We start from the raw sequence: 22,618 nt of genomic DNA on the forward strand, positions 1-22,618 counted from the left end.
TAACGAAATTCGGGAGTCCGGAGTTATGCGCATCGGCGCAAGCGATGCGCGGAGGCTTCACCGTCATGCGCTACGCGCCGGTGACATTGTATTCAGTCGAAGAGGCGACGTTGGGCGTAGGTCTCTTGTCCGTCACGCACAAAGCGGGTGGATCTGTGGGACAGGATGTCTTCTGGCGAGGTTTGGGGGGAATCGAGCTGATGTGAACCCTGCCTACGTAGCAGAGTATATTGGATCTTCGTCGGCTCAGGCGTGGCTTTTCGACAACGCAGTCGGGGGCACGATGCCCAACCTTAATACGAGCATACTTTCTTCATTGCCTATCGTATTGCCGCCCAAACGCGTACAGGATCGCGTGGTATCCGCCCTGGGTGATGCCCGGCAGCTTATCGCCTCGCTCGAGCGTTTGATCGCGAAGAAGGAGGCGATCAAGAGTGGCATGACGCATCAGCTTCTGGCTGGTGTGACACGTTTGCCAGGGTTCACAGCTGAGTGGACTGAGTGTGATCTGGGCGAGCTTGGGAGTTTTCTCAAGGGGCGCGGAGTGACGCGCGATGATGTGAGGTCTACGGGGGTCCCGTGTATTCGCTATGGGGAAATTTATACTGAGTTTGGCGACTATACGACGAATACAAGATCCTACGTAAGTCGTGAGATCTCGGCTACCGCACTGCCTGTTCGGGCGGGAGACATTCTATTTGCAGGTTCCGGCGAGACGAAGGCGGAAATCGGTACGGCACTCGCGTACATTGGCGAAAAGGATGCAGTTGCTGGTGGTGACATTATCGTGCTTCGCGGAGCTGGATATAACTCGGTCTTCCTTGCGAGCCTGCTGAATAGCCCTCGAGTTGCAGCGCAAAAGGCGCGGAGGGGTCAGGGTGACGCAGTTGTGCATATCAGTAGTGCAGCGCTTAGTGGTCTAAAGATTCAACTTCCTGATCGTGATGAGCAAGACGCAATTGCGGCGGTCATTCAGGATGCTGATCGTGAGATTGTTGCGCTTCATAAACGCCTCGAGAAAGCACGCTCGATCAAGCAAGGCGTGATGCAGGAGCTGCTCACGGGTAAGACCCGGCTAGAAGTTAAGGAGGTTGAGTAATGAGTATCGTTGGCCAGATTGAACGTAAGACGCAGGATCGCGTCGTTAAGTTGTTCCGGGAGCAGCTCGATTACGAGTACCTCGGAGACTGGCACGACGGTAACCGCACGAGCGGCATCGAGGTAGATCTCCTCGAGCAGAATCTCCGCGCGCGAGGCTACGACGATGTACTTATTAGTCGTGCGCTGGACCGCCTCCAAAAGGCTGCGGCTGTTGGTACCGGGCATGGCCTGTATGAGGCGAACCGTGAGGTCTATGAACTTCTCCGCTATGGCGTGAAGGTTAAGGCTGGCGTCGGAGATCAGACGCAGACAGTCTGGCTCGTGGACTGGCAAACACCTACAGCCAACCACTTCGCTCTTGCCGAGGAAGTAACGGTGCTCGGGCAGCACACGAAGCGCCCGGACATCGTACTGTATGTCAACGGTCTCGCCCTAGGCGTGATCGAGCTGAAGCGTTCGAAGGTTTCGGTGACCGAGGGTATCCGCCAGAACATCGGGAACCAGAGCAAGGACTTTATCCGTCCGTTCTTCTCCACCGTGCAGTTCCTCTTCGCGGGAAACGACGCCGAGGGACTCCGCTACGGCGTGATCGATACGCCGGAGAAGTACTGGCTCGAGTGGAAGGAAGAGTCTGCTGTTGCGTCTCCGCTCGACCGAGCGCTGCTGCAGATGTGCTCGAAGGATCGCTTCCTTGAACTGATCCATGACTTCATCGTGTTCGACAGCGGTGTCAAGAAGGGGCCGCGTCACAACCAGTACTTCGGAATCAAGGCGGCGCAGGAACGCATTGCTCGCCGTGAGGGCGGCATTATCTGGCACACACAGGGTTCGGGCAAGAGCCTCACGATGGTGTGGTTGGCGAAGTGGATTCGTGAGAATCAGCCGGATGCTCGCGTCCTCCTCATTACCGACCGCACGGAACTCGACGAGCAGATCGAGAAGGTATTTAACGGCGTCAGCGAGAGCATCTATCGCGCTAAGAGTGGCGCCGACCTTATCGCGACGTTGAATGCGTCCGAGGAGTGGCTGATCGGCTCCCTCGTGCACAAGTTCCGTGGCGCGAACTCTTCGGACGACGACGACACCGAGGACTTTATTGCGCAGCTCACGGCGGCGCTGCCGAAGGACTTCAAGGCCAAGGGCAACATCTTCGTCTTCGTGGATGAAGCGCACCGTACGCAGTCTGGCCGGATGCACCGGGCAATGAAGCAGATCCTGCCGGATGCGATGTTTATCGGTTTCACCGGTACGCCGCTTCTCAAGGCGGATAAGGCAACGAGCATCGAGACGTTCGGCTCGTTCATCCACACCTACAAGTTCAACGAAGCTGTTGACGACGGCGTTGTGCTGGATCTGCGGTACGAGGCCCGCGACATCGATCAGGAACTCACCTCGCCCGCTCACGTCGACAAGTGGTTCGAAGTCAAGACCAAGGGCATGACCGACCTGTCGCGCGCCGAGCTGAAGAAGCGCTGGGGCACGATGCAGAAGGTTGTCTCGAGCCGTTCGCGTGCCGAACGTATTGTCCAAGACATCTTGCTGGACATGGCGACGAAGCCCCGGCTCATGGATGGCCGCGGCAATGCAATGCTTGTGGGCTCGAGCATCTATCAGGCGTGCAAGTTCTATGAGATGTTCGTGAACGCTGGCTTCAAGGGAAAGTGTGCGATCGTCACGAGCTACCAGCCGAACGCGAGCGAGATCTCGAAGGAAGACTCGGGCGCGGGCAAGACTGAGAAGCTTGCGCAGTACGACATTTACCGCCGTATGCTCGCGGATTACTTCGAGACCTCGGAAGACGAAGCTGTCGGCCGCGTCGAGGAGTTCGAGGCTGCGGTGAAGAAGCAGTTCATCAAGGAGCCGGGCCAGATGCGCCTGCTCGTCGTGGTGGACAAGCTCCTCACCGGTTTCGATGCGCCGAGCGCCACGTACCTATACATCGATAAGAAGATGCAGGACCACGGCCTGTTCCAGGCGATCTGTCGTGTGAACCGACTTGACGGTGACGACAAGGACTACGGCTACATCATCGACTACCGTGACTTGTTCAACTCGCTCGAGACAGCCATCAACGACTACACCACCGGCGCGCTCGATGGCTACGAGAAGCAGGACATCGAAGGCCTCCTCTCTGACCGCATCGACAAGGCACGCGAGAACCTCGACGACGCGCTCGAACGTATCCGTGCGCTGTGTGAGCCGGTGCTCTCTCCGAAGGGCACGGACCAGTACCGCGCCTACTTCGTATCGAAGATCGACGGTGACGATGCGCAGATCAAGGCGAACGAGCCGAAACGCGTCGAACTATACAAAGCCGTCGCTGCCGTCACCCGTGCATACGCGAACCTCGCCAACGACATGACCGAGGCCGGCTACAGCTCGACAGAAATCGAGAAGATCAAGCAGGAGATCGCCCACTACAGCGACGTGCGCACCGAGGTGAAGTTGGCTGCCGGCGAGGACGTCGACTTCAAGGCCTACGAAGCCGACATGCGGTTCCTCCTCGACACATACATCTCGGCGGGCGCTTCGCAGGTGGTGTCGGACTTCGAAGACGCCGGGCTTATCGATCTGATCGTGAACCTTGGCGCGGGTGCTATCGACAAGCTTCCGGACAACATCAAGAAGAACCAGAACGCGGTTGCGGCGACCATCGTGAACAACATGCGCAAGGTCATCGTTGACGAGCACGCGCTGAACCCGAAGTTCTATGACCGCATGAGCGAGCTGCTTGATGCGCTGCTCGAGGAGCGGCGTAAGCAGGCGATCGCGTACGAGGAATACCTTGCGAAGATCCTCGAAGTCGCGCAGCAGCTTGGCAACAAGGAGTCTGGAAAGAGTTATACGAGCTGGGTGAAGAACGAAGCCCAGCGGGCGCTCGTCGATACCCTCGACGACGATTCAGATCTTGCCTTCTCCGTCGACTCCGCCATTCGTAGCTCTAAGCAGCATGGGTGGAAGGACAACCGCCTGAAGTCCAAGAAGGTGCGTCTCGCTATTGGCCGTGCGCTGCCGGACGGTGATGAGCGTATCGACCAGGTGTATGACCTGGTGCGAGGGCACGATGAGTACAACTAGCGCATACATGACGGTGCGCGGCATTGACATCGATGTGATCCACAAGGAGATCAAGCACCTGCACATCGGTGTCTACCCGCCTGCCGGTCGCGTACGTGTTGCTGCACCAGAGCGCCTCGAGGATGACCAGATCCGCCTGGCCGTGGTTCAGCGGTTGCCGTGGATCCGGCGTCAGCGCAAGGAGCTGCAGGACGCGGCCCGGCAGTCGACCCGTGAAATGGTCACAGGGGAGACCCACTATGTCTGGGGCGCGCGTAAGCGGCTCCGTGTTGTGGCGCGCCCAGGGCGTGCACATTTCGAGGTTGAGGGCACTCGGCTCGTGCTCTACGTCGCGCCGGGGTCAACCGCAGAGGAACGCCGCACTTACCTCGAGCGCTGGTACCGGGCGCAGCTTCGTGAGAAGCTCCCTACCCTTCTCTCTGAATGGGAAAATCGCTTGGGTGTCTCGGTTCCGAAGTGGACAATCCGTCGGATGAAGACCAAGTGGGGTTCGTGTAACCGCGAGTCTCATGCCGTGTGGTTCAACGTCGAGCTTGCGAAGAAGGATCCGGCGTCGCTCGAGTACATCGTGGCGCACGAACTCACCCACTACTTCGAGCGTGGCCATGGTGAGGCGTTTACGAAGCGGATGGATCAGCACATGCCGGACTGGCGCAAGCGCCGCGATGAACTGAACGGGATGCCGCTAGCCGAAGAACGGTGGGAGTCCTGATGTCAGCGAGCTATTTTGTTGCCACCAATCCCGGGTCTGAACGTAAGGGGCTTCGCTAATGCGCCTTAGCAAAATCAAGTTTGAGAACTACGCGCGCCTCGTTGACCGTGAAATCGAGGTGCGTGAGCATCTTGTACTCGTAGGCGCTAATGACGTCGGAAAGTCATCATTCTTACGAATGCTTGATTTGACGCTTGGTGCAAGCGTCGCGCAGCTGTATGCAAATATCACGGTTAATGATTTCCGTGACTCGGCTATACCTCTCATCATCGAAGTGACACTCGCGGATTTAGACCCTGAGGCAGAAGGCGCGTATTTCCCCGACGAGATCCGAATCGAACCGTCCACCAACGTTGCGACTCTCACGATCCAACTGCGTGCTGAAGCGGATGATGATGACTCGGTCTCTATCCAGCGCTCTGCGCCTAGCGGTGGCACCGGGCGCCAGTTGTCTCGTGATCAAGTCGCTCGCCTTGGGTGGAAGTTCCTCAGCGCTACATCTCAGGTGCGAGATCTTCGCGAGGATAAACGATCTGCCGTCGACGACATGCTTGAAGTCATAGAACTGGGGGATGAAAAGAACGCATTCGATTCCTTAGCGGCAGCCTTTCAGGACAACCTCAATTCATCGGAAAAGCTTGGTGAACTTCGCACCAAGCTGGCTAGCCAGCTTTCAAAGGCGTTGCCTGAGCAGATCAAGCGGGAACATTTATCTTTCGTGAGTGGTGCTTCTGCCGATCAGGACGTACTATCTGATGTGCGCCTTCAAGTTCAGAAAAACGGAGTGACTCATAACCTTTCCGAACAGTCGGACGGCACCCGAGCGCTGTATGCAATTGCACTCTACGATTTGATGAGTGTCGGAGCTAATATTGTTGGCATCGATGAACCGGAAATCCATCTCCACCCAACGTCACAGCGCAGCCTTGCCCGGTTACTCCGTTCAAGTGCTAGTCAGAAAGTGATCGCCACCCATTCCTCCGACATCGTTGGTGCGTTCGATCCGGATTCGGTCGTTGTCGTACGAAATGGAGGACAAGTCGTCCAGCCGCAGGCAGGATTCATGTCTGACGATGAAAAGATGCGAATCAGGTGGTGGGTTCGCGACCGGCTAGAGCCACTCACCGCGGCGCATGTAATTGCGGTAGAAGGGATATCCGATCGCATCATTCTCGAGCAGGTCGCTACGCTGACGGAGCGAGATCTGGACCGCATCGGCGCTACTGTGCTTGAAGCAGGTGGGGCAAACGAAATGGTACCGATCGAGAAGCTGTTCGGCGACAGGGGGTTCAACATCCCCATGGCACTCTTGATTGACGAGGACGCGGAGGCCGCGACAGCAGAGAAACTTGAAGTTCCTGTTGAGCAACTACCGCAGCATTCGGTCTGGGTCTCGCGGGTCGATCTTGAAGATGAGTATGTCGATGCCCTGGGGCCGGAAGTTGTATGGCAAGCACTGGTGTCGGGAGGGCATTTCGCGTCGAACCAGCTCAGGCAGTGCGAAGCCTCTGGGCCGGGTGGGGAGCGCACAGCTGCAGACGTTGCCTCCTTCTGTCGAAAAAAGAGTGACTATAAAGTGCGTGCAGCGATGTCTGTCGCAAGTGTCATGACTGAGGCGGCGGCACGAAAGATCAAGAGTATCAATGACCTCCTAAGCGAGATTGTGGGCGCTTAAATGGTTACCCCTACTCGTGCGCAGGAAGAGATCCGTGACCATGCCGCTCTGGACTTGCTAGTAGTCGCACCTGCTGGCTGCGGAAAGACCGAGGCCCTCGCTCTTCGCGTGCAAGGCATGCTGAATCGAAGTGAAGTCGTTTCGCCCCGGAAAGTGCTCGTCGTCACGTTCTCGAATCGTGCACGTGATAACATCCGCGAGCGTCTCCGTTCATACATAGGAGTGAACACGCTGCGTGACCGTGTATCGGTAGTCAATTTTCACGGCCTTTCGGCTCGGATAATTCGCGCACACGCTAACGTAATTGGTTTGTCACCTGACCTAAAGATTCCGGAGACGGACATTATTGGCAAGGCGTGCAAAACTCGAAACTTCGGTTACGCGCTCGAGAGTCGTGTCAAAGATGCACTACGTGACGCGAAGCTGGAACCACGCAGCGACCTAGAGGTGCAAGAATACTTGTCGACTAATCGCGAGGTACACGCGCTTGAAATCGAGCAAGAACGAGTTTCGCGAGGTGAGCTTTCATACGATGACCTTCCGCGTTTGGCGGAACTCATACTTGCAAACGAGCGTGTTGCTTCACTTTATAAGGCACATTTCGGCGCGGTCGTCGTCGATGAGTTTCAGGACCTTACTCCGCAGCAGCTGCGTATTGTAAACGCCATTGGGTACAAACGAACCACATTTGCGGGTGATCTTGCTCAAGGTATATACGGTTTTACCGGCGCAAAGCCGTCTGAGGTGAATGCCGCGATCGAAGAGGAATGCACCTCTAGAGTTACTTTTGCTGAATCTCATCGCTCGTCACCCGCCGTGCTAGCGGCAGTTAATTCATTAAGTTCGTTGACGAGTGGGGTTGAACTGACGGCCGCTATTCCTGACCGGTGGCCAGGTGGTGGCATGTTTAGTATCGTCCCCTTCCCGGATTCCGAGGCAGAGGCGCTCTGGATGGTCGAACTGGCACAGGGGTTGCTAGAACGCGCGCCATCACATCGTGTCGGGATCATGGCCCGAACGGCAGCTCGTCGAAGGTTTGTTGAGGCAGAGCTGGTGAAACGGGAGATTGACTTCATGCGTTGGGACGACGGTGTGCTAGATACAGATGCCGCGCGAATGATGCGGTCAATGCTTAGTAGCTTCGACCTCAGAGGCTATGAACGTGCAGAAAACAAAGACCAGTTCCTGCGTGAAGCTGTAGGAATCGATTCCGTTGTTGAGACCGATAGTAAGAAATCTCTCGCTGAAGCGCTCGTGTGGTGTCAGGATTTGCTGCAGCAGGATGTGTCAGTTTTCGAGATTCGTTCACGAGTGCGAGTCGGGGACGACTCGACGTTGGTGACGAAGCCAGGAATTCATGTCCTAACAGGACATGCCGGCAAGGGGCAGCAGTTTGATTGGGCACTAATCGTGGGCGCCGAAGACGGCACTCTGCCCTTTTTTAAAGCGGAGAGCGACGAGGAGCTGGCCGAAGAAGCTCGGGTTTTATCAGTAATGCTGTCTCGTGCTCGACATGGCGCTGTTATCGGATACGCGAAGAACGTCCGGACGCAGGCAGGGCGGCCACGTGATTATGACCCCTCACCTTTTCTGCTGCCGCTTAAGAAAGCTGAGCCTCGAGACCGAAGTTCCTTGAGATCATGGCTTGCTTCGGTCGATTGGGAAATGATTGGAGCGCGATGATGCTTTGCGGCTCGACGAAAACATGATCATGCGGTCAGATCACGAAAGTTCCAGTCTTGACGCACTGGGCGTTCCTGTCATAATCAGGCTTAGTATGAGGAAGAATCACCGTATCTCCCGGAAAATCGCGTTATGTCTAATAGGTGCGGAAGTCGTACGTATGCATCAGGGGAATGAATGACTGTGCCAACAATAGACTTGGTGGGGCAGTTGCTTCGAGTAAGCAGTGTGGAGCACGAGACAGGGACTGTTCACGTGCGGCTTATAAATGGCAACTACGCCACGGTAAGCAATTTGTCGAACGTCGACCAAGTTGTTCGGGGTATGGTCATTATTCTTGGTGACGACGGCTGGCGGCAAGTACCGAACGAAACTTGGCCTGAGCCGAGTTCTATCGCTGTGGTTCGTAGCGTCCTCGAAGATGGCACTGTACTCGTGGAGGCTGGTACAAGTCTCAGGCCGATACACAACGATCGTGCGGTGAGGGTTGAGATCAACAACACGGTCGAATATAGCGATATCGAAGGAGTCATTCGCACAGTTTCGGATACCCCGTTGCGGAGCAGTCCAAGTGACCAGATTACGATCGATGATATTCGCAAAGAGTACTTGTGGAGTGAAAAGGGCCTCGGGGCGGGGTTTAGTGACTTTGGAGGGTATCCGCACGTCAAGGCTCGTGCGCAAGAGCTGATTGAGACGCAGCTAGAGCGCCGTGAGAAGCTGGACAAAATCAAGGCGCGTCCGGTCAAAGGTGTCTTATTTACGGGGTCCCCTGGAACAGGTAAAACGCACCTTGCCCGTATCATCGCTCGCGAGTCGCAGGCGGAGTTCTATCTCGTAAGCGGTCCAGCAGTGATCAGCAAGTGGGTTGGTGACACCGAGGACACGCTGCGTAAGATTTTTGAAGCCGCGACAGCCAGCAAATCGGGACGAGCGATAATATTCTTTGACGAAATCGACAGTATTGCAGAGCGCCGTAGCGGCGATTCTCATGAATCATCACACCGGCTCGTTGCTCAGCTGCTCACATTGATGGACGGCTTTGATGACAAGGGAAAGAGCGTCATCGTTATCGCAGCCACTAACAGGGCTGAGGCACTCGATCCTGCCCTGCTCCGTCCCGGGCGTTTCGACTGGGAGATTCAGTTCGGACTACCCAGTCTGACCGACCGGCTGGAGATATTAAGTGTCCGGGCGAGCAAACTAACCACTGAGGGGCAGCTACCGCTCGAAGATATTGCAGCGCTCACGAACGGCTGGTCAGCAGCGGAGCTCACCGCCATATGGACAGAGGCTGCGTTGGTTGCCGCAGGCGACGATCGAGGCGCTATCACGTCTGAAGATCTCGCTGTGGCATATGAGCGTGTCGCGATGAAGCCGCGACGGTCAGCCGCAGGAGAGGACGAATAATGGGCCTTCGGAAATGGTGGAAGACGCGGCGCAATCGTCCTGTACGAGCTGACGAGGCGCCCGTGAGCAAGGCACCGACGAAAGCAGACCTTCGTGAGTTCATCTACCTGGATGAGGTGAGCCTCCGTAGTCTACTTTCGTCCCTTACGGGTGACCTAAGAGACAGCGCGTCGGAGCAATCATCGGACGAGCTTCAGGCAGAGATCGCGAGCGGTATCAAGGCCGGTAATGCTCTTGTCGGCGCCGAAGCTAATGTCTCTTCCCGCTTTCAGGCGACCAATAACAGCACAATTCAGACGTCGAGGAAGGCGACCGTCCAGTCGTGGTTCAGAGAGTTTCACGCTCTCAAAGGCATTCGGTTGATCGAAGTGACGCGCACAGACGGCCCTGCGTTCGATCAGGCCGCGCTCTTATCGACAACCGACAAATCGTTGTTGCTTAGAAATGACGAGCTGGGACGAGGAGAGCTTGTCGAGTTCCGGGTGAGACTCTCTGCAGACCCTGTCTATCAGCTTGGGGCGATGGTGAGCGAGTTTTCGGGGATGGCGGACGAGTACCCCGATATGTTCAAAGAAAGCGGCGCGCTTGCATCACTTCGCGAGGCCCAACCGATCGGCAAGGTGCTCGATCGCTTCCTCGTTGGGCTGATTCCGATTCGTGCGGTTGTGCTCGACTACTCCATCGTGACGATTGGTGAAGAGAAGTTCATTGCGCACAACGACCTAATTACAGGACTTTCGCTCGTCAGCGAGCCTCTTGAAATAGTCGGCGTCACGGAGCAGGCGGGGTACTGGAAAGACCTCCGTCGGGTGCTTTTTTCTGAAGCGGAGGTGACGTTGATGGGGCGAGTATCGCGCGCCGGCGTCCAAGCAGAATGGACACCTGTCAAACTCGCTGATCTTTTCAAGGAGATGGTCCCTGGGCTTGTAGCTCAGATTAACGCAGCCGGGAGAACAGGAACTCAAGTTCCGCAGCCACAGCCGAACGCTGACTCAAACCGTCTGACGGTCGCGCTCAACGCATATGCCAGCGGAATCCTTGAATATAAAAGAAGGGAGCTAACTCAGCGAGAAAAGCAGGAGCTGGATCTCGCGGTCGCGGCGCTACGCGGCCGGTCAGGCTCAGTATCGGAGCAACACAGCGCTTTCGCCGTGATCCGATCTCGCATCAGTGAACTAACCGGCGTGACAGTTGGGCCTAAACGAGAGCTCGCCATTAGAGAGCAAGCACGTGTATCGTCGGGCCTTCCTCTTTTTCCTGCTTTAGCAGCGAGCACGGACGCACCCGCACCTCCGCCTCAGACAACTGTGAGTAGTGAGAACCTGATCGACGTCGAGATTATTGCGATCTACTGGTGACACGCATACGGGCGCGCCCGCCAATGCGTCAATGGCGTTGGTGTGCGCGCCGCGCGGCGAGCTGACGACTCGGGGGAGCGGATGGGTTGCTGTCGGTGATGACTACCCGTTCGCACTCCGTATCGTCACACCCGCTCGTCTCAGGTGCATTGAAATGGTCTGCGCATTGAAATCAAGCCGCTCGCCAATTCTCGCGAGGGACATGCCTTGTTTGTAGAGCGACACCGCGATGTCGACCTGCGCTGGCGAGATCTTCCGCTGCTTACGAAGCACCACCTCGCCCTCCTCGAGTACATCGCGAATCGACGTCCGGTGGATGGCGTAGCGCCGCGCCAGCTCCTTCATCGAGACGCCGGCGTAGTACGCGTGCACGATGCGCTGCTTTTCGCGGGCTGCGATGCGGCCGTCGCGGCGCGCCACCAAGGGTGTGGGTTCGCGGGAAATACGCCGCTCACCGGTTATTTTAAGCAGGTCATGAAGTTGACGTGCGGCCAATTTTAGGTTCGAGTAGGCACCCAAGACGCCCACCAAAAAATCCCTGGTTAGCTTGGCTAACCAGGGATTTCTCGTTTCCCGCGGCGAGATGGGTTCATCGGCGGGCAGGTGCAACCTCTCGGATCCATGCGGCGACAGTGGCCTCGTAGCGATCGGGATCGACGTTCGGTTCCCACCCGTGTGTGCACGCCGCCACCTCATGGAGGGCGACGTGTCCGGGGTTTCCCGCCGCGAACTCCTCGAGCAGCGCGAAGGGGACGTTGGTGTCGCCGCGCGACCCGAAGATGAGCGTCGGTCGCGTGAGTCGGCCTGGCGCCAGCCAGTCGAGGTCATCGAGGTCAACGTAGGTCGGCATTCCCACGGCCCGGGCGACGATCGGGGTCTGCACGGCCGCCTCCACGACGCGCGACACCCAGCCGGGGAGCCGCATGCGTCGCGCTCCGGCGCGCATGATGTGGCGCCACGACACGGCCGGCGCGACAAGGACGAGCCCGGAGATCAGATCCCGGTGCGGCGAGCGTTCTGTCGCGAGTAGCGCGGCGGATGCGCCCATTGACCAGCCGAACAGGAGAATCTTGGAGGCGCCGCGTTCGGCCGCATAGGCGATCGCGGAGACCACGTCTTCGACCTCGACGGCACCCATCCCCGCGCGGCACCGAGCCGCTCGGCCGTCTGGTGCGCCTCGGTAGGCGATGCTGAGCGACCGGTAGCCTGCCTCGCGCGCCGGCGGCACGCCCCATAGCGTGTTCATCCGATTGGAGCGCACGCCGTGGACGTGAATCGCCCAAGAGTCACCTTCGTCGCCGTACAGCCAGCCGGGCATCTCACCGACGGGCGTCGGAATCGACACATCCGTGTAGTCGCCCGCGACATCCGGCGTTGCTCCCGGATCCGGCGTGACGTCCACCACCGCCTGGGGGATGGGTGCGGTGCTGCGGATCACCGGGCGAATGATTCGCCCCTCGTGACGTACGGGCGCGCCGACGTGCGCGCTGCCGTCGCCCCACACGAGAGTCATGCGGCCGGGCTCCTGTGCGTAGCGTCCCGGAGCGAGCTCCACGTGATCGCGCGCGGCGCCCACAACGGTGACTGTGCGCGCTCGGGGCTTCCACGTCGTCATCCTCGCCACGAACGCGGACGTCACGCCCCAGGCGGCAATGCCGAGGGCGAGAATGGCGACGGCGAAAATTGCGACCACTACGACTGGTCTGTGCCCGTCTTCGTCGTGCCCGCCCACCGACGTGTCGAGATCCGGGACTCCACCGGGTGCGTCGACCAGATGAGTGAGTCCGGATCCGGGGCCGCGCCCGTGCGCCACGTGCCGCTCGCGATCGTCACGGCGGCGACGTTGAGGAAGGCGACGATCGGCACGGCGAAAAGCGCGCCGGGGATGCCGGCGAGCATGGATCCGCCCGCGACCGACATGATTACGGCGAGCGGGTGCACGTTGACCGCCGTGCCCATGATGAGCGGTTGCAGAATGTGGCCCTCGATCTGCTGCACGACGAGCACGACGGCGAGCATCGCGACGGCGACCCAGACGCCGTTGTAGAGCAGCGCGATCAACACGGCGATCGCGCCGGTCGCGATCGCGCCGACGACCGGGACGAAGGATCCGAGGAAGACCGTCACCGCGATCGGGATCGCGAGCGGCACGCCGAGGAGGAACGCGCCCGCGCCGATGCCGACGGCATCGATCGTGGCGACCGCGATCTGCGTCTTGGCGTAGTTGATGAGCGTCTGCCAGCCGTTGCGGCCGGCCTGATCGACGGCCTGGCGGGCGCGCCGGGGGAACAGCCGCACGGTCCAGCGCCAGATCGTGCCGCCGTCGGCGAGCAGGCACAGCAGTGCGAACAGGGCGAGAAGAGCACCTGCACCGACGTGGCCCAGCGTGCTGCCGACCGCAACGACGCCGTTGATCAGCACGCTCGCCTGCTGCTGGAGCTGGTTGAGCCCGTCGGTGAGGAGCTGGTCGATGTCGGTTGAGGAGAGGTGGAGCGGGCCATCGGTGAGGAAGGTTTGGAACGCCGTGACGGTCTGTTCGGCCTTCGCGACGACGTCGCTCCACTGGCGCGAGATCTGCCAGCTGACGAGCCAGATCAGCGCCGAGACGATCGTGAGAGTTCCGAGCACGGTTATCGCGGTCGCGATCCACTTGTGCACGCCGTGCGCTCGTAGCCACGAGAAGATCGGCCAGACGAGCGCCGTGATGAGGATCGCGACGAGGAGCGGCACGACGAGCAGTTTGAACCGCATGACGAGCCAGATCAGGACGCCGGCCGCGGCCGCGATCGCGACGAGGCGCCACGCGTAGGCGCCGGCGATGCGCATGCCGCGCGGGACGTCGTTCGTCAGGGAGGGAGATGTCCGCGGGTTCTGGCGCAGGGCCGGGCTCACTGCGCGCTGGCGCGGGGAGGGCTTCATGCTCCCTTTTTAGACGAACTCGTTAGGGATTACATCCCTCGATTTATGCCGCCGCGTTCCACAGGTGCAGCGTGAGGAAGGTGCGCCAGGGCCGCACGAGATCGGCGATCGCGTCGAGCTGTTCGCCGATCCCCAGCGCCTTCGCGCCCGCGCGCACGGCGGAATCGTTTGGGAGGAGCACGTCGGGCGACCCGAGGATCCGCATGGTCGCGTACGAGGCCGTCCACGGACCGATCCCGGGGAACGCCAGGAGCGCCGCGTAGACGGCGTCCTCGCCGGCGCCTGGATCGATCAGGGCCGGATCCCGCTCGAGCGCCTCGGCGACGAGCCGGAGCGAGCGGCGGCGGCTCTCGGGGCCGCGGAACGCCCGCTGGCCGTCGCCCGCCATGACGGCGGCGGACGGGAAGAGACGGTTCACCGGGCCCTCGAAACCGAGCGCGGGCATCGCGGCCGCCATGCCTGCGAGCATCGACGTCGCCGACTTCACGGTGATCTGCTGGCCGACGATCGCGCGGAAGACCGTCTCGTGCGGGTCGACGCTCCCGGGCAACCGGATCCCCGGATCCGCCCGCACGGCGGCCGCGAGCGCCGGGTGTACACCGAGCGCGCCGTCGATCACGCTCGAATCGACGTCGAGGCCGAGCATCTTGCGCACGCGCGCGACCGCGACGGGAACGTCGTCGGCGTGCGCGTGCCGTAGCTCGAGGCTCACGCTGCCGTCGCCGTCGCGGACGGTCGCGATGGCGGGCCCGTGGGGGAGCGAGAGGGTGCGCGTGTAGGAGGCCTCGTCGACGTGCTCGACGCCCGCGACGGCGCGGGCGCGATAGAAGCGCAGCAGGTGGTGGAAGTTCAGCGGCGGGCGGTAGGGGAGCGCCAGCGTGACGGCTTCGAGAACATCGACCATTGTCTCAGCCTATTCGTGCGGCGAAAGCCCTCGCGCGCCGGGGATCCGCGGCGTACATTGAAGCCGTCGGATCCGCGTCATCGACCTCCCTGGAGCCATCATGATCTTCGTCAACCTGCCCACGACCGACCTCGAGCGCAGCAAGGCGTTCTATACCGCGCTCGGATGCAGCATCAACCCGCTCTTCACCGACGACAACGCCGCCTGCATCGTCTGGGACGACAACACGTTCTTCATGGTGCTGACGCACGCGCACTTCTCGCAGTTCACCTCGAAGGCGATCGGCGACGGCCACACCACAGCTCAGGCGATCATCTCGTTCATGGTCGACTCGCGCGACGAGGTCGACGAGAAGATCACGGCAGGCCTCGCCGCGGGCGGATCCGAGCCCCGCGACGCGCAGGACTACGGCTTCATGTACCAGCGCTCGATCGAGGATCCCGACGGCAACAACCTCGAGTTCGGCTACATGGAGCCGCAGGCGGCCGAGGACGGCCCGGACGCCTACGTCGCCGAGCACGGCGAGGGCCCGGATCCGGTTCCCGGCGTGTAAGGAGCGCGCGCCCTCCGCGCTAGTCTGAGGGCATATGAAACGCCGCCCGCCGCCCGATCCCGAGTCCTTCCGACTACGCGATATCGCGGTCGCGGCGTACGGCCCGTCGGCGCTCTTCGGCCTCGCCGAGGGCGCGATGCTCCCCGTCATCACCCTGTCGGCGCTCGAGCGCGGCGCGTCGCTATCGACGGCCGCCTTCATCGCGGCGCTGCTCGGGATCGGATCCATCCTCACCAACATCCCCGCCGGCGCCCTCACGACCCGCATCGGCGAGCGGTGGAGCATGGTGCTCGCCGCGGCCGCTTCGGCGATCGGCCTGCTCCTGTGCATCCTGCCGTTCGGGCTCTGGGTGTACGGGGCGGGCGTCTTCGTGCTCGGATCCGCGTCGGCCGTCTTCACCCTTGCGCGGCAGACCTACCTGACGGATATGGTCCCGCCGCGCATGCGCGCGCGGGCGCTGTCGACCCTCGGCGGATCCATGCGCATCGGCGTCTTTATCGGCCCGTTCCTGAGCGCCGCGGCCATGCACTTCTTCGGCGTGACGAGCGCGTACGTCATCTCGCTCGTCGCCGTCATCGGCGCGGGGCTCATCGCCTTCACGGTGCCCGACCTCGAGACCCGCACGCCCGCCGCCGTGCACGCGGCGAAGTCGATCTCGACCGTGACGATGTTCCGCACGCACTGGCGCACCTTCCTGACGCTCGGCATCGCCGTGCTGCTCTTGAGCGCCATCCGCCAATCGCGCCAGATCGTGATCCCGCTGTGGGCCACGCACATCGGCCTCGACGAGTCGCAGGCCTCCATCATCTACGGAATCGCCGGCGCGATCGACGCCGCCGTGTTCTACCCGGCCGGCAAGGTCATGGATCGCTACGGCCGCCGCGCCGTCGCCGTACCCTGCATGGTGCTCATGGGCCTGAGCTTCGTGATCATGCCCTTGAGCGGCGCCTTCGTCACGATCATGCTCGTCGCCATGCTGATGGGGTTCGCGAACGGGCTCGGATCCGGCATCATCATGACCCTCGGCGCCGACGTCTCGCCCGCCGTCGGGCGCGCGACCTTCCTCGGCGTGTGGCGGGAGTTCGCCGACGCCGGAGCGGGCCTCGGCCCCGTCATGCTCTCGACGCTCACGGCGGTCGCGTCGCTGAGCGTCGGCGTGATCGCGACCGGCTGTATCGGCTTCGCGGCCGCGATCGCGATGTGGGTGTGGATCCCGAAACGCCCGGCCGGATACACGGGCGCGATCGCGCTCCCGGATCCGCCGCCGGGTCAGGATCCGGGCGCGACCAAGCCGCTCTCGTAGGCGAGGATCACGAGCTGCGCGCGATCGTGCGCGCCGACCTTCGCCATGATGCGGTTGACGTGCGTCTTCGCGGTGTGGGGCGAGATGAACAGCTCGTCGGCGATCTCCTGGTTCGATCGGCCGCGCGCCACGAAGGCGAGCACCTCGCGCTCGCGATCGGTGAGGGCGCCGACCTTGGGGGAGATCTCGGGTGAGACCTGCACCGGCGGGGCCTCGATCGTGCGCGCGATGAGACTGCGCGTCGCGGCCGATGACAGCAGCGCGTCGCCCGCGTGGATCGCCTGCACGGCCCGCAGGATCTCGTCGGGCTCGGATCCCTTGCCGATGAAGCCGCTCGCGCCGGCGCGGAGGGCCTGGACGACGTAATCGTCCTCCTCGAACGTCGTGAGGATGAGCACGCGGGTCTCCGCGTTGTCCGGATCCGCGCAGATCGCGGCCGTCGCCGCGATGCCGTCCATGACGGGCATGCGGATGTCCATGAGCACGACGTCGGGGTGAAGGCTCCGCACCGCCTCGACGGCGGCCGCGCCGTTCGTCGCCTCGCCGACGACCTGCACGTCGTCCTGCCCGTCGAGCAGGTCGGTCACGGCCTGACGGATCAGCGCCTGGTCGTCGACGATGAGGACGGTGGTCATCGGGTGGATCCCTTCGAAATCGGGAGGCGGGCGCGCAGGCGGAACGTGTTGTCCTCGCGTCCGGACAGGACCGATCCTCGCACGGCGGCGACACGTTCACTCATTCCGACGAGGCCGAGCCCGCTGCCCGGGAGGCCCGCGCCATCGTCGTAGGCGGGGTTCGTGACGTCGATGTCGAGCGAGTCTTCCCTGACCTTCAGCTTGACGGTCGCGAGGTGTTTGCGGCCGTGCTTGTGGGCGTTCGTGAGGCCCTCCTGCACGACGCGATACGCGACGCGGTCGATGGCGCCGGCCACGCGCGACAGGTCGCCCGTCGTCTCGAGGGTGACGTGGAGGCCCGCCGCCTCGAACGACGCGATGAGCTCGGGGAGGTCGGCGAGGCCGGGCTGCGGCACCTCGACGGCGTCGTTGTCGTCGCGCAGGTAGCGCAGGAGCTCGCCGATGTCGCTCAGCACGCCGCGAGAGGCCTCGCGGATGGTCGCGAGCGAGGCGCGGGCCTTCTCCGGGCGCTTCTCGAGAGCGCCCGAGGCGACGCCGGCGTTGAGGCTGATGACCGAGATGCGGTGCGCGACGGTGTCGTGCAGGTCCTGCGCGATGCGGAGGCGCTCCTCGGCGACGAGGCGGTGGGCCTCGGCCTCGCGGGTGGCCTCGGCGCGCTCCGCACGCTCCTCGACCGCGCGCAGGTATTCGCGCCGCGAGCGGGCGCTGTCGCCGAGGGCGGTCGCGACCGCGATGGCCGCGGCGACCTGGAAGACCCGCAGTTCCACGACGCCGAAGGTCGCGACCGTGACGCTCAGGATCCCGACGGCGAGCGCCCCGAGGCCGCCGACGGTGAAGCTGAGGCGGCGCAGGCGGCGCGAGGCCATCGCGTAGGCCGCGATGACGGCTGCGATGCCGGCGCCGAGGGATGCCGGCCCGACGAACGCCGTCACGGCGTAGACGATGAGGCAGCCGATCGTTACGATCGTCGGCCAGCGCCGGCGCAACGGCAGGGCCGCGGCCGTGAGGACGACGGGGAGGAACGCCGTGAGCGAGACGAACGCGTCGATGTTGCGCGGGCCCGGGCCCATCGGACCGGGGTCGGGGAACGCGAGTGTCAGGACGACGACCGCGATGCAGATCGCATCCCACGCCCAGTCCGGCAGGTGTGTCGCGGAGCGATGCGGAGCCAGGGTCATGCCCCCATTCTCGCGCCCCGCCCACAGCCCCTCCCGTGAGCTCCCACCCACTCGCGCGAGATCTCGCGAGAACCATACGATCTCGCGGGGACTGGATGCGCGGGGTATGGGGTGAACCGAGACCGTTGCGGGTCTGAGCGCACGGCGCTCCCCGGAGTTCATGGGAGACTAGATGAATGCTTCGTGTGCTGACTGCCGGCGAATCGCACGGCCCCGAACTCATCGCCATCATGGAGGGCCTGCCCTCGGGCGTGCCCGTGAGCCCGGAAGACATCCAGGCCGATCTTCAGCGACGCAAGCTCGGCTATGGCCGCGGCTCGCGCATGAAGTTCGAGCAGGATGAGCTGACGATCTCGAGCGGTATCCGCCACGGTTACACGATGGGAAGCCCCATCGCGCTGCGCGTCGGCAACACCGAGTGGCCCAAGTGGACCGAGGTCATGAGCCCGACGCCCGTCGAGCTCAGCGACAAGTCGCGCGGCCGCGGCGCGCCCCTGACGCGCCCCCGCCCGGGCCACGCCGATCTCGTCGGCATGCAGAAGTACGGCTTCGACGAGGCCCGCCCGATCCTCGAGCGCGCGAGCGCCCGCGAGACCGCGGCGCGCGTCGCCCTCGGCGCCGTCGCCCGCAAGTTCCTCGGCGAGCTCGGCATCACCCTCGTGAGCCACACGCTCTCGATCGGCCCCGTCGCGGTTCCGGAGGGCTTGCCCGTTCCGGTGCCGAGCGACGTCGACTACCTCGACGCGGATCCGCTGCGCTGCTTCGACGCCGCGACGAGCGAGAAGATGGTCGCCGAGATCGACGACGCCAGGAAGTCGGGCGACACGCTCGGCGGCATCGTCGAGGTGCTCGCCTACAACCTGCCCCCGGGGCTCGGCTCGCACGTGCAGTGGGACCGCCGCCTCGACGCGAAGCTCGCGCAGGCGCTCATGAGCATCCAGGCCATCAAGGGCGTCGAGGTCGGCGACGGCTTCGAGACGACCCGCCGTCGCGGATCCGCGGCGCACGACGAGCTCTTCCCGACGGAGGACGGCATCGCCCGCGGCACCGACCGCGCCGGCGGAACCGAGGGTGGCATGTCGACGGGCACGACGCTCCGCGTCCGCGCCGGCATGAAGCCGATCGCGACCGTGCCGCACGCGCTCGAGACGATCGACGTCGCGACCGGCGACGTGGCCTCGGCCCACCACCAGCGTTCCGACATCTCGGCGGTTCCCGCCGCGGGTGTCGTCGCCGAGGCGATGGTGGCGATCACCCTCGCCGACGTGATCCTCGAGAAGTTCGGTGGCGACTCGATCGACGAGACGCGCCGCAACCTCGAGGGCTACATCGCCGCGATTCCGGAGACGCTGAAGACCGCGTCGCACTCGATCGGGCGATGACGAAAACAGTGATCTTTACCGGTCCGATGGGGGCCGGTAAATCCAGCATCGGCCGCCGCGTGGCCAAGAAGATCGGGGCGTCGTTCACCGACACCGACTCGGTCATCGTCGCGCGCCACGGCGCGATCGCGACGATCTTCGCCGAGCACGGCGAGGACGAGTTCCGCCGGATCGAGCGCGAGGTCGTCGCCGAGGCCCTCGCGGGCGGCGGCGTCGTCGCGCTCGGCGGCGGCGCCGTGCTCGCGGCCGAGACGCGCGAGCTCATGCGCGATCACCTCGTGATCTATCTCGACGTCGACGACACGACGATCGCGTCGCGGATCCGTGGCGCAAAGCGCCCGCTGCTCAACGAGGAAGACCCGATCGAGGCGTGGAAGCGGATCACCGACGCGCGCCGACCGATCTACGAAGACATCGCAGACGTGCGCTACGACACGTCGCACGGCCCGATCAAGGCGGTCGTCGAATCGGCCGCCGAGTGGGCACAGGAACGCGTGGGGACGAAGGAGAACGACGATGAGCGATAACACCGCGAGTAATAACACCGTGATCAGCGTGTCGGGCGAGCCCGGATACGACGTGACGGTCGGCCCCGGCGCGCGGCACCAGCTGCGCGCGTCGTTGCCCTCCGGCGTGAAGAAGGTGCTCATCGTTCACCAGCCGTCGCTCGGCCGCATCGTGAACGACGTGCGCGACGAACTCCTCGCCGACGGCGAGCTCGAGGTTCTCCTCGCCGAGATCCCCGACGCCGAGGGCGCGAAGCGCATCGAGGTGATCTCGTTCCTCTGGGGCATCCTCGGCCAGTCCGACTTCGCCCGCACCGACGCGATCATCGGCTTCGGCGGGGGAGCGGCGACCGACGTCGCGGGCTTCGCGGCCGCCACCTGGCTGCGCGGCATCGCCGTCGTGCAGGTGCCGACGACCGTGCTGGGCATGGTCGACGCCGCGATCGGCGGCAAGACCGGCATCAACACGTCGGAGGGCAAGAACCTCGTCGGATCCTTCTGGTCGCCCCGCGCCGTGCTCTGCGACCTCGAGCTGCTCGAGCCGCTCGCGCCCAACGAGCGCACGGCGGGCTTCGCCGAGGTCATCAAGGCCGGCTTCATCGCCTACCCCGAGATCCTCGACATCGTCGAGCGGGATCCGGAGAAGGCACTCGACCCGGAGTCGGCGGAGTTCCGGCGCTGCATTGAGCTCGCGATCCAGATGAAGGCCGACGTCGTCGGGCAGGACTTCCGTGAGGCGGGCCTGCGCGAGATGCTCAACTACGGTCACACGCTGGGTCACGCGATCGAGCACGCCGAGCGCTATCAGTGGCGCCACGGCGCGGCGGTCGCGATCGGCATGATGTTCGCGGCCGAGCTGTCGCGACTCGCCGGGCGCCTGAGCGACGAATCGGTCGACCGGCACCGCCGGATCCTCGAGTCGCTCGGCCTGCCGACGACTTACCGCGCGGGCGCCTTCAACCAGCTGCTCGCCACGATGCAGCGCGACAAGAAGGTCCGCCAGGGCCAGCTGCGCTTTATCGTTCTCGACGAGATCGGGAAGCCCGCCGTGATGCAGGCGCCCGACCAGTCGCTTCTTTTCGCCGCCTACCAGGAGATCGGCGAAGAATCTTCTGGCGCAATCATCCAGACTGGTTCGCGGTAGAATTTCCCGTCGGGCGTTACGCCCGAGCTCGCATAGTGAAAACGAAACGGAATACCTGACACATGGCATCGACCGCAGACATCCGCAACGGCGTCGTTCTCTCGATCGACGGACAGCTCTGGAACGTCATCGAGTTCCAGCACGTGAAGCCGGGTAAGGGCGGCGCCTTCGTCCGCACGAAGATGAAGAACGTCGTGTCGGGCAAGATCATCGACAAGACCTTCAACGCCGGCTCGAAGGTTGACATCCAGAACGTCGACCGCCGCGACTTCCAGTACCTCTACAACGACGGCGAAAGCTACGTCTTCATGGACGTCGAGGACTACGACCAGATCAACGTCTCGGACGCCGTCGTCGGCGACGCGAGCCGCTTCCTGATCGAGAACATGACGGTCCAGATCGGCATGCACGACGGCCAGCCCCTCTACCTCGACATGCCCGCATCGATCGTAGCCGAGATCACCTACACCGAGCCGGGCCTCCAGGGCGACCGCTCGAACGCCGGCACGAAGCCCGCGACGATTTCGACCGGTGCCGAGATTCAGGTTCCGCTGTTCCTGAACGAGGGCGTCAAGGTCAAGGTGGACACCCGCACGGGTGACTACCTCGGCCGCGTCAACGACTGATCCGCCGTGAGCGCACGTACCAAGGCGCGTAAGCGCGCACTGAACGTTCTGTTCTCCGCGGATGTGCGCGGCGATGAGCTCGCCGTCGCGCTCCAGGCCGAGGCCGGGCGCGCGGCGAGCGAGCCCGAGCGCCAGGCCTCCTGGCTCTACGCTCGCGACATCGTCGACGGCGTGATCGACCACGCCGACGAGATCGACGAGCAGATCGAGAGCCACAGCCGCGATTGGCGCCTCGAGCGCATGCCCGCGGTCGACCGCGCCCTGCTGCGCATGGCGACCTGGGAGCTCCTCTTCAACGAGGAGGTTCCCGCTGCCGTCGCGATCGACGAGGCCGTGGAGCTGGCGAAGGAACTCTCGACGGAAGAGTCCGGATCCTTCGTTCACGGCGTGCTCGCACGCATCGCACGCTCGAGCTGAATAGAATAGACACCATCTGCACCTTTAACACCGT

20 protein-coding genes are annotated in these 22,618 nt (G+C 62.8%); 14 read left to right on the forward strand and 6 right to left on the reverse strand.

Features of this window, described 5'->3' with window-relative positions:
- Window positions 1-283: 283 nt before the first annotated feature.
- The 7 genes from DTO57_RS02660 to DTO57_RS02690 all read left to right on the forward strand — a co-directional run bounded on the left by DTO57_RS02660 (window position 284) and on the right by DTO57_RS02690 (window position 11,017).
- Entirely contained in the window at window positions 284-1,099 is an 816-nt protein-coding gene (locus DTO57_RS02660) for a restriction endonuclease subunit S (RefSeq protein WP_308420483.1), read from the forward strand.
- Entirely contained in the window at window positions 1,099-4,179 is a 3,081-nt protein-coding gene (locus DTO57_RS02665; protein WP_114116659.1) for a type I restriction endonuclease subunit R, read from the forward strand. Before DTO57_RS02660 ends, DTO57_RS02665 begins: the two co-directional genes overlap by 1 nt.
- A gap of 7 nt (window positions 4,180-4,186) precedes the next feature.
- Window positions 4,187-4,891, forward strand: a complete 705-nt coding sequence (locus tag DTO57_RS02670) for a M48 family metallopeptidase (protein ID WP_229730328.1) — start codon at window positions 4,187-4,189, stop codon at window positions 4,889-4,891.
- Window positions 4,892-4,949: 58 nt separating this feature from the next.
- Window positions 4,950-6,566, forward strand: coding sequence for an ATP-dependent nuclease (locus tag DTO57_RS02675; protein ID WP_114116660.1), 1,617 nt, complete (start codon window positions 4,950-4,952; stop codon window positions 6,564-6,566).
- Entirely contained in the window at window positions 6,567-8,249 is a 1,683-nt protein-coding gene (locus DTO57_RS02680; protein WP_114116661.1) for a UvrD-helicase domain-containing protein, read from the forward strand.
- 201 nt (window positions 8,250-8,450) lie between these two features.
- Window positions 8,451-9,659, forward strand: coding sequence for an ATP-binding protein (locus tag DTO57_RS02685; RefSeq protein ID WP_244909099.1), 1,209 nt, complete (start codon window positions 8,451-8,453; stop codon window positions 9,657-9,659).
- Window positions 9,660-9,721: 62 nt separating this feature from the next.
- On the forward strand, window positions 9,722-11,017 hold the full coding sequence (locus DTO57_RS02690; protein WP_114116663.1) for a DUF6414 family protein: 1,296 nt from the start codon (window positions 9,722-9,724) through the stop codon (window positions 11,015-11,017).
- Between the two features lie 102 nt (window positions 11,018-11,119).
- On the opposite strand, the gene DTO57_RS14310 is transcribed toward DTO57_RS02690, so the two are convergent.
- The 4 genes from DTO57_RS14310 to DTO57_RS02710 are packed head-to-tail and all read right to left on the reverse strand — an operon-like array spanning window position 11,120 to window position 14,840.
- Window positions 11,120-11,626 carry a helix-turn-helix domain-containing protein gene (locus DTO57_RS14310; RefSeq protein ID WP_162785634.1) on the reverse strand — a complete coding sequence of 169 codons (507 nt, stop codon included), beginning with the start codon at window positions 11,624-11,626 and terminating at the stop codon, window positions 11,120-11,122.
- Window positions 11,607-12,710 (reverse strand): alpha/beta hydrolase family protein, encoded by a 1,104-nt coding sequence (locus DTO57_RS02700; RefSeq protein ID WP_114116665.1) that lies wholly within the window; start codon window positions 12,708-12,710, stop codon window positions 11,607-11,609. Before DTO57_RS02700 ends, DTO57_RS14310 begins: the two co-directional genes overlap by 20 nt.
- The gene (locus tag DTO57_RS02705; RefSeq protein ID WP_114116666.1) at window positions 12,710-13,936 is read right to left on the reverse strand and encodes an AI-2E family transporter; all 1,227 of its coding nucleotides are present in this window, start codon (window positions 13,934-13,936) and stop codon (window positions 12,710-12,712) included. The genes DTO57_RS02700 and DTO57_RS02705 overlap by 1 nt, the downstream gene beginning before the upstream one ends.
- Before the next feature lie 43 nt (window positions 13,937-13,979).
- Entirely contained in the window at window positions 13,980-14,840 is an 861-nt protein-coding gene (locus tag DTO57_RS02710) for a DNA-3-methyladenine glycosylase family protein (protein ID WP_114116667.1), read from the reverse strand.
- 100 nt (window positions 14,841-14,940) lie between these two features.
- Between DTO57_RS02710 and DTO57_RS02715 the strand changes: the two genes are divergently transcribed.
- Window positions 14,941-15,393, forward strand: a complete 453-nt coding sequence (locus DTO57_RS02715; protein ID WP_114116668.1) for a VOC family protein — start codon at window positions 14,941-14,943, stop codon at window positions 15,391-15,393.
- Window positions 15,394-15,427: 34 nt separating this feature from the next.
- A complete protein-coding gene (locus DTO57_RS02720; protein WP_114116669.1) occupies window positions 15,428-16,696 on the forward strand; it encodes an MFS transporter in 1,269 nt (422 codons plus the stop codon).
- Here the strand turns inward: DTO57_RS02720 and DTO57_RS02725 are convergent.
- Together DTO57_RS02725 and DTO57_RS02730 are read right to left on the reverse strand one after the other, a co-directional pair.
- Window positions 16,663-17,331 carry a response regulator transcription factor gene (locus tag DTO57_RS02725; RefSeq protein ID WP_114116670.1) on the reverse strand — a complete coding sequence of 223 codons (669 nt, stop codon included), beginning with the start codon at window positions 17,329-17,331 and terminating at the stop codon, window positions 16,663-16,665. The two genes, DTO57_RS02720 and DTO57_RS02725, sit on opposite strands and share 34 nt — an antisense overlap.
- Entirely contained in the window at window positions 17,328-18,509 is a 1,182-nt protein-coding gene (locus tag DTO57_RS02730) for a sensor histidine kinase (protein WP_114116671.1), read from the reverse strand. Before DTO57_RS02730 ends, DTO57_RS02725 begins: the two co-directional genes overlap by 4 nt.
- A gap of 176 nt (window positions 18,510-18,685) precedes the next feature.
- Here DTO57_RS02730 and aroC point away from each other — a divergent pair, with 176 nt between their 5' ends.
- The 5 genes from aroC to nusB all read left to right on the forward strand — a co-directional run bounded on the left by aroC (window position 18,686) and on the right by nusB (window position 22,584).
- Window positions 18,686-19,891 carry a chorismate synthase gene (gene aroC / locus DTO57_RS02735; RefSeq protein ID WP_114116672.1) on the forward strand — a complete coding sequence of 402 codons (1,206 nt, stop codon included), beginning with the start codon at window positions 18,686-18,688 and terminating at the stop codon, window positions 19,889-19,891.
- Between the two features lie 26 nt (window positions 19,892-19,917).
- Entirely contained in the window at window positions 19,918-20,418 is a 501-nt protein-coding gene (locus DTO57_RS02740) for a shikimate kinase (protein ID WP_342352691.1), read from the forward strand.
- Window positions 20,408-21,541 (forward strand): 3-dehydroquinate synthase, encoded by a 1,134-nt coding sequence (aroB, locus tag DTO57_RS02745; protein ID WP_114116674.1) that lies wholly within the window; start codon window positions 20,408-20,410, stop codon window positions 21,539-21,541. Before DTO57_RS02740 ends, aroB begins: the two co-directional genes overlap by 11 nt.
- 62 nt (window positions 21,542-21,603) lie before the next feature.
- Window positions 21,604-22,167, forward strand: coding sequence for an elongation factor P (gene efp / locus DTO57_RS02750; RefSeq protein WP_114116675.1), 564 nt, complete (start codon window positions 21,604-21,606; stop codon window positions 22,165-22,167).
- 6 nt (window positions 22,168-22,173) lie between these two features.
- Window positions 22,174-22,584 (forward strand): transcription antitermination factor NusB, encoded by a 411-nt coding sequence (gene nusB, locus DTO57_RS02755; protein WP_114116676.1) that lies wholly within the window; start codon window positions 22,174-22,176, stop codon window positions 22,582-22,584.
- Window positions 22,585-22,618 lie beyond the last annotated feature (34 nt).

It is taken from the genome of Microbacterium sorbitolivorans, from assembly GCF_003327285.1.
Lineage (GTDB): Bacteria > Actinomycetota > Actinomycetes > Actinomycetales > Microbacteriaceae > Microbacterium > Microbacterium sorbitolivorans.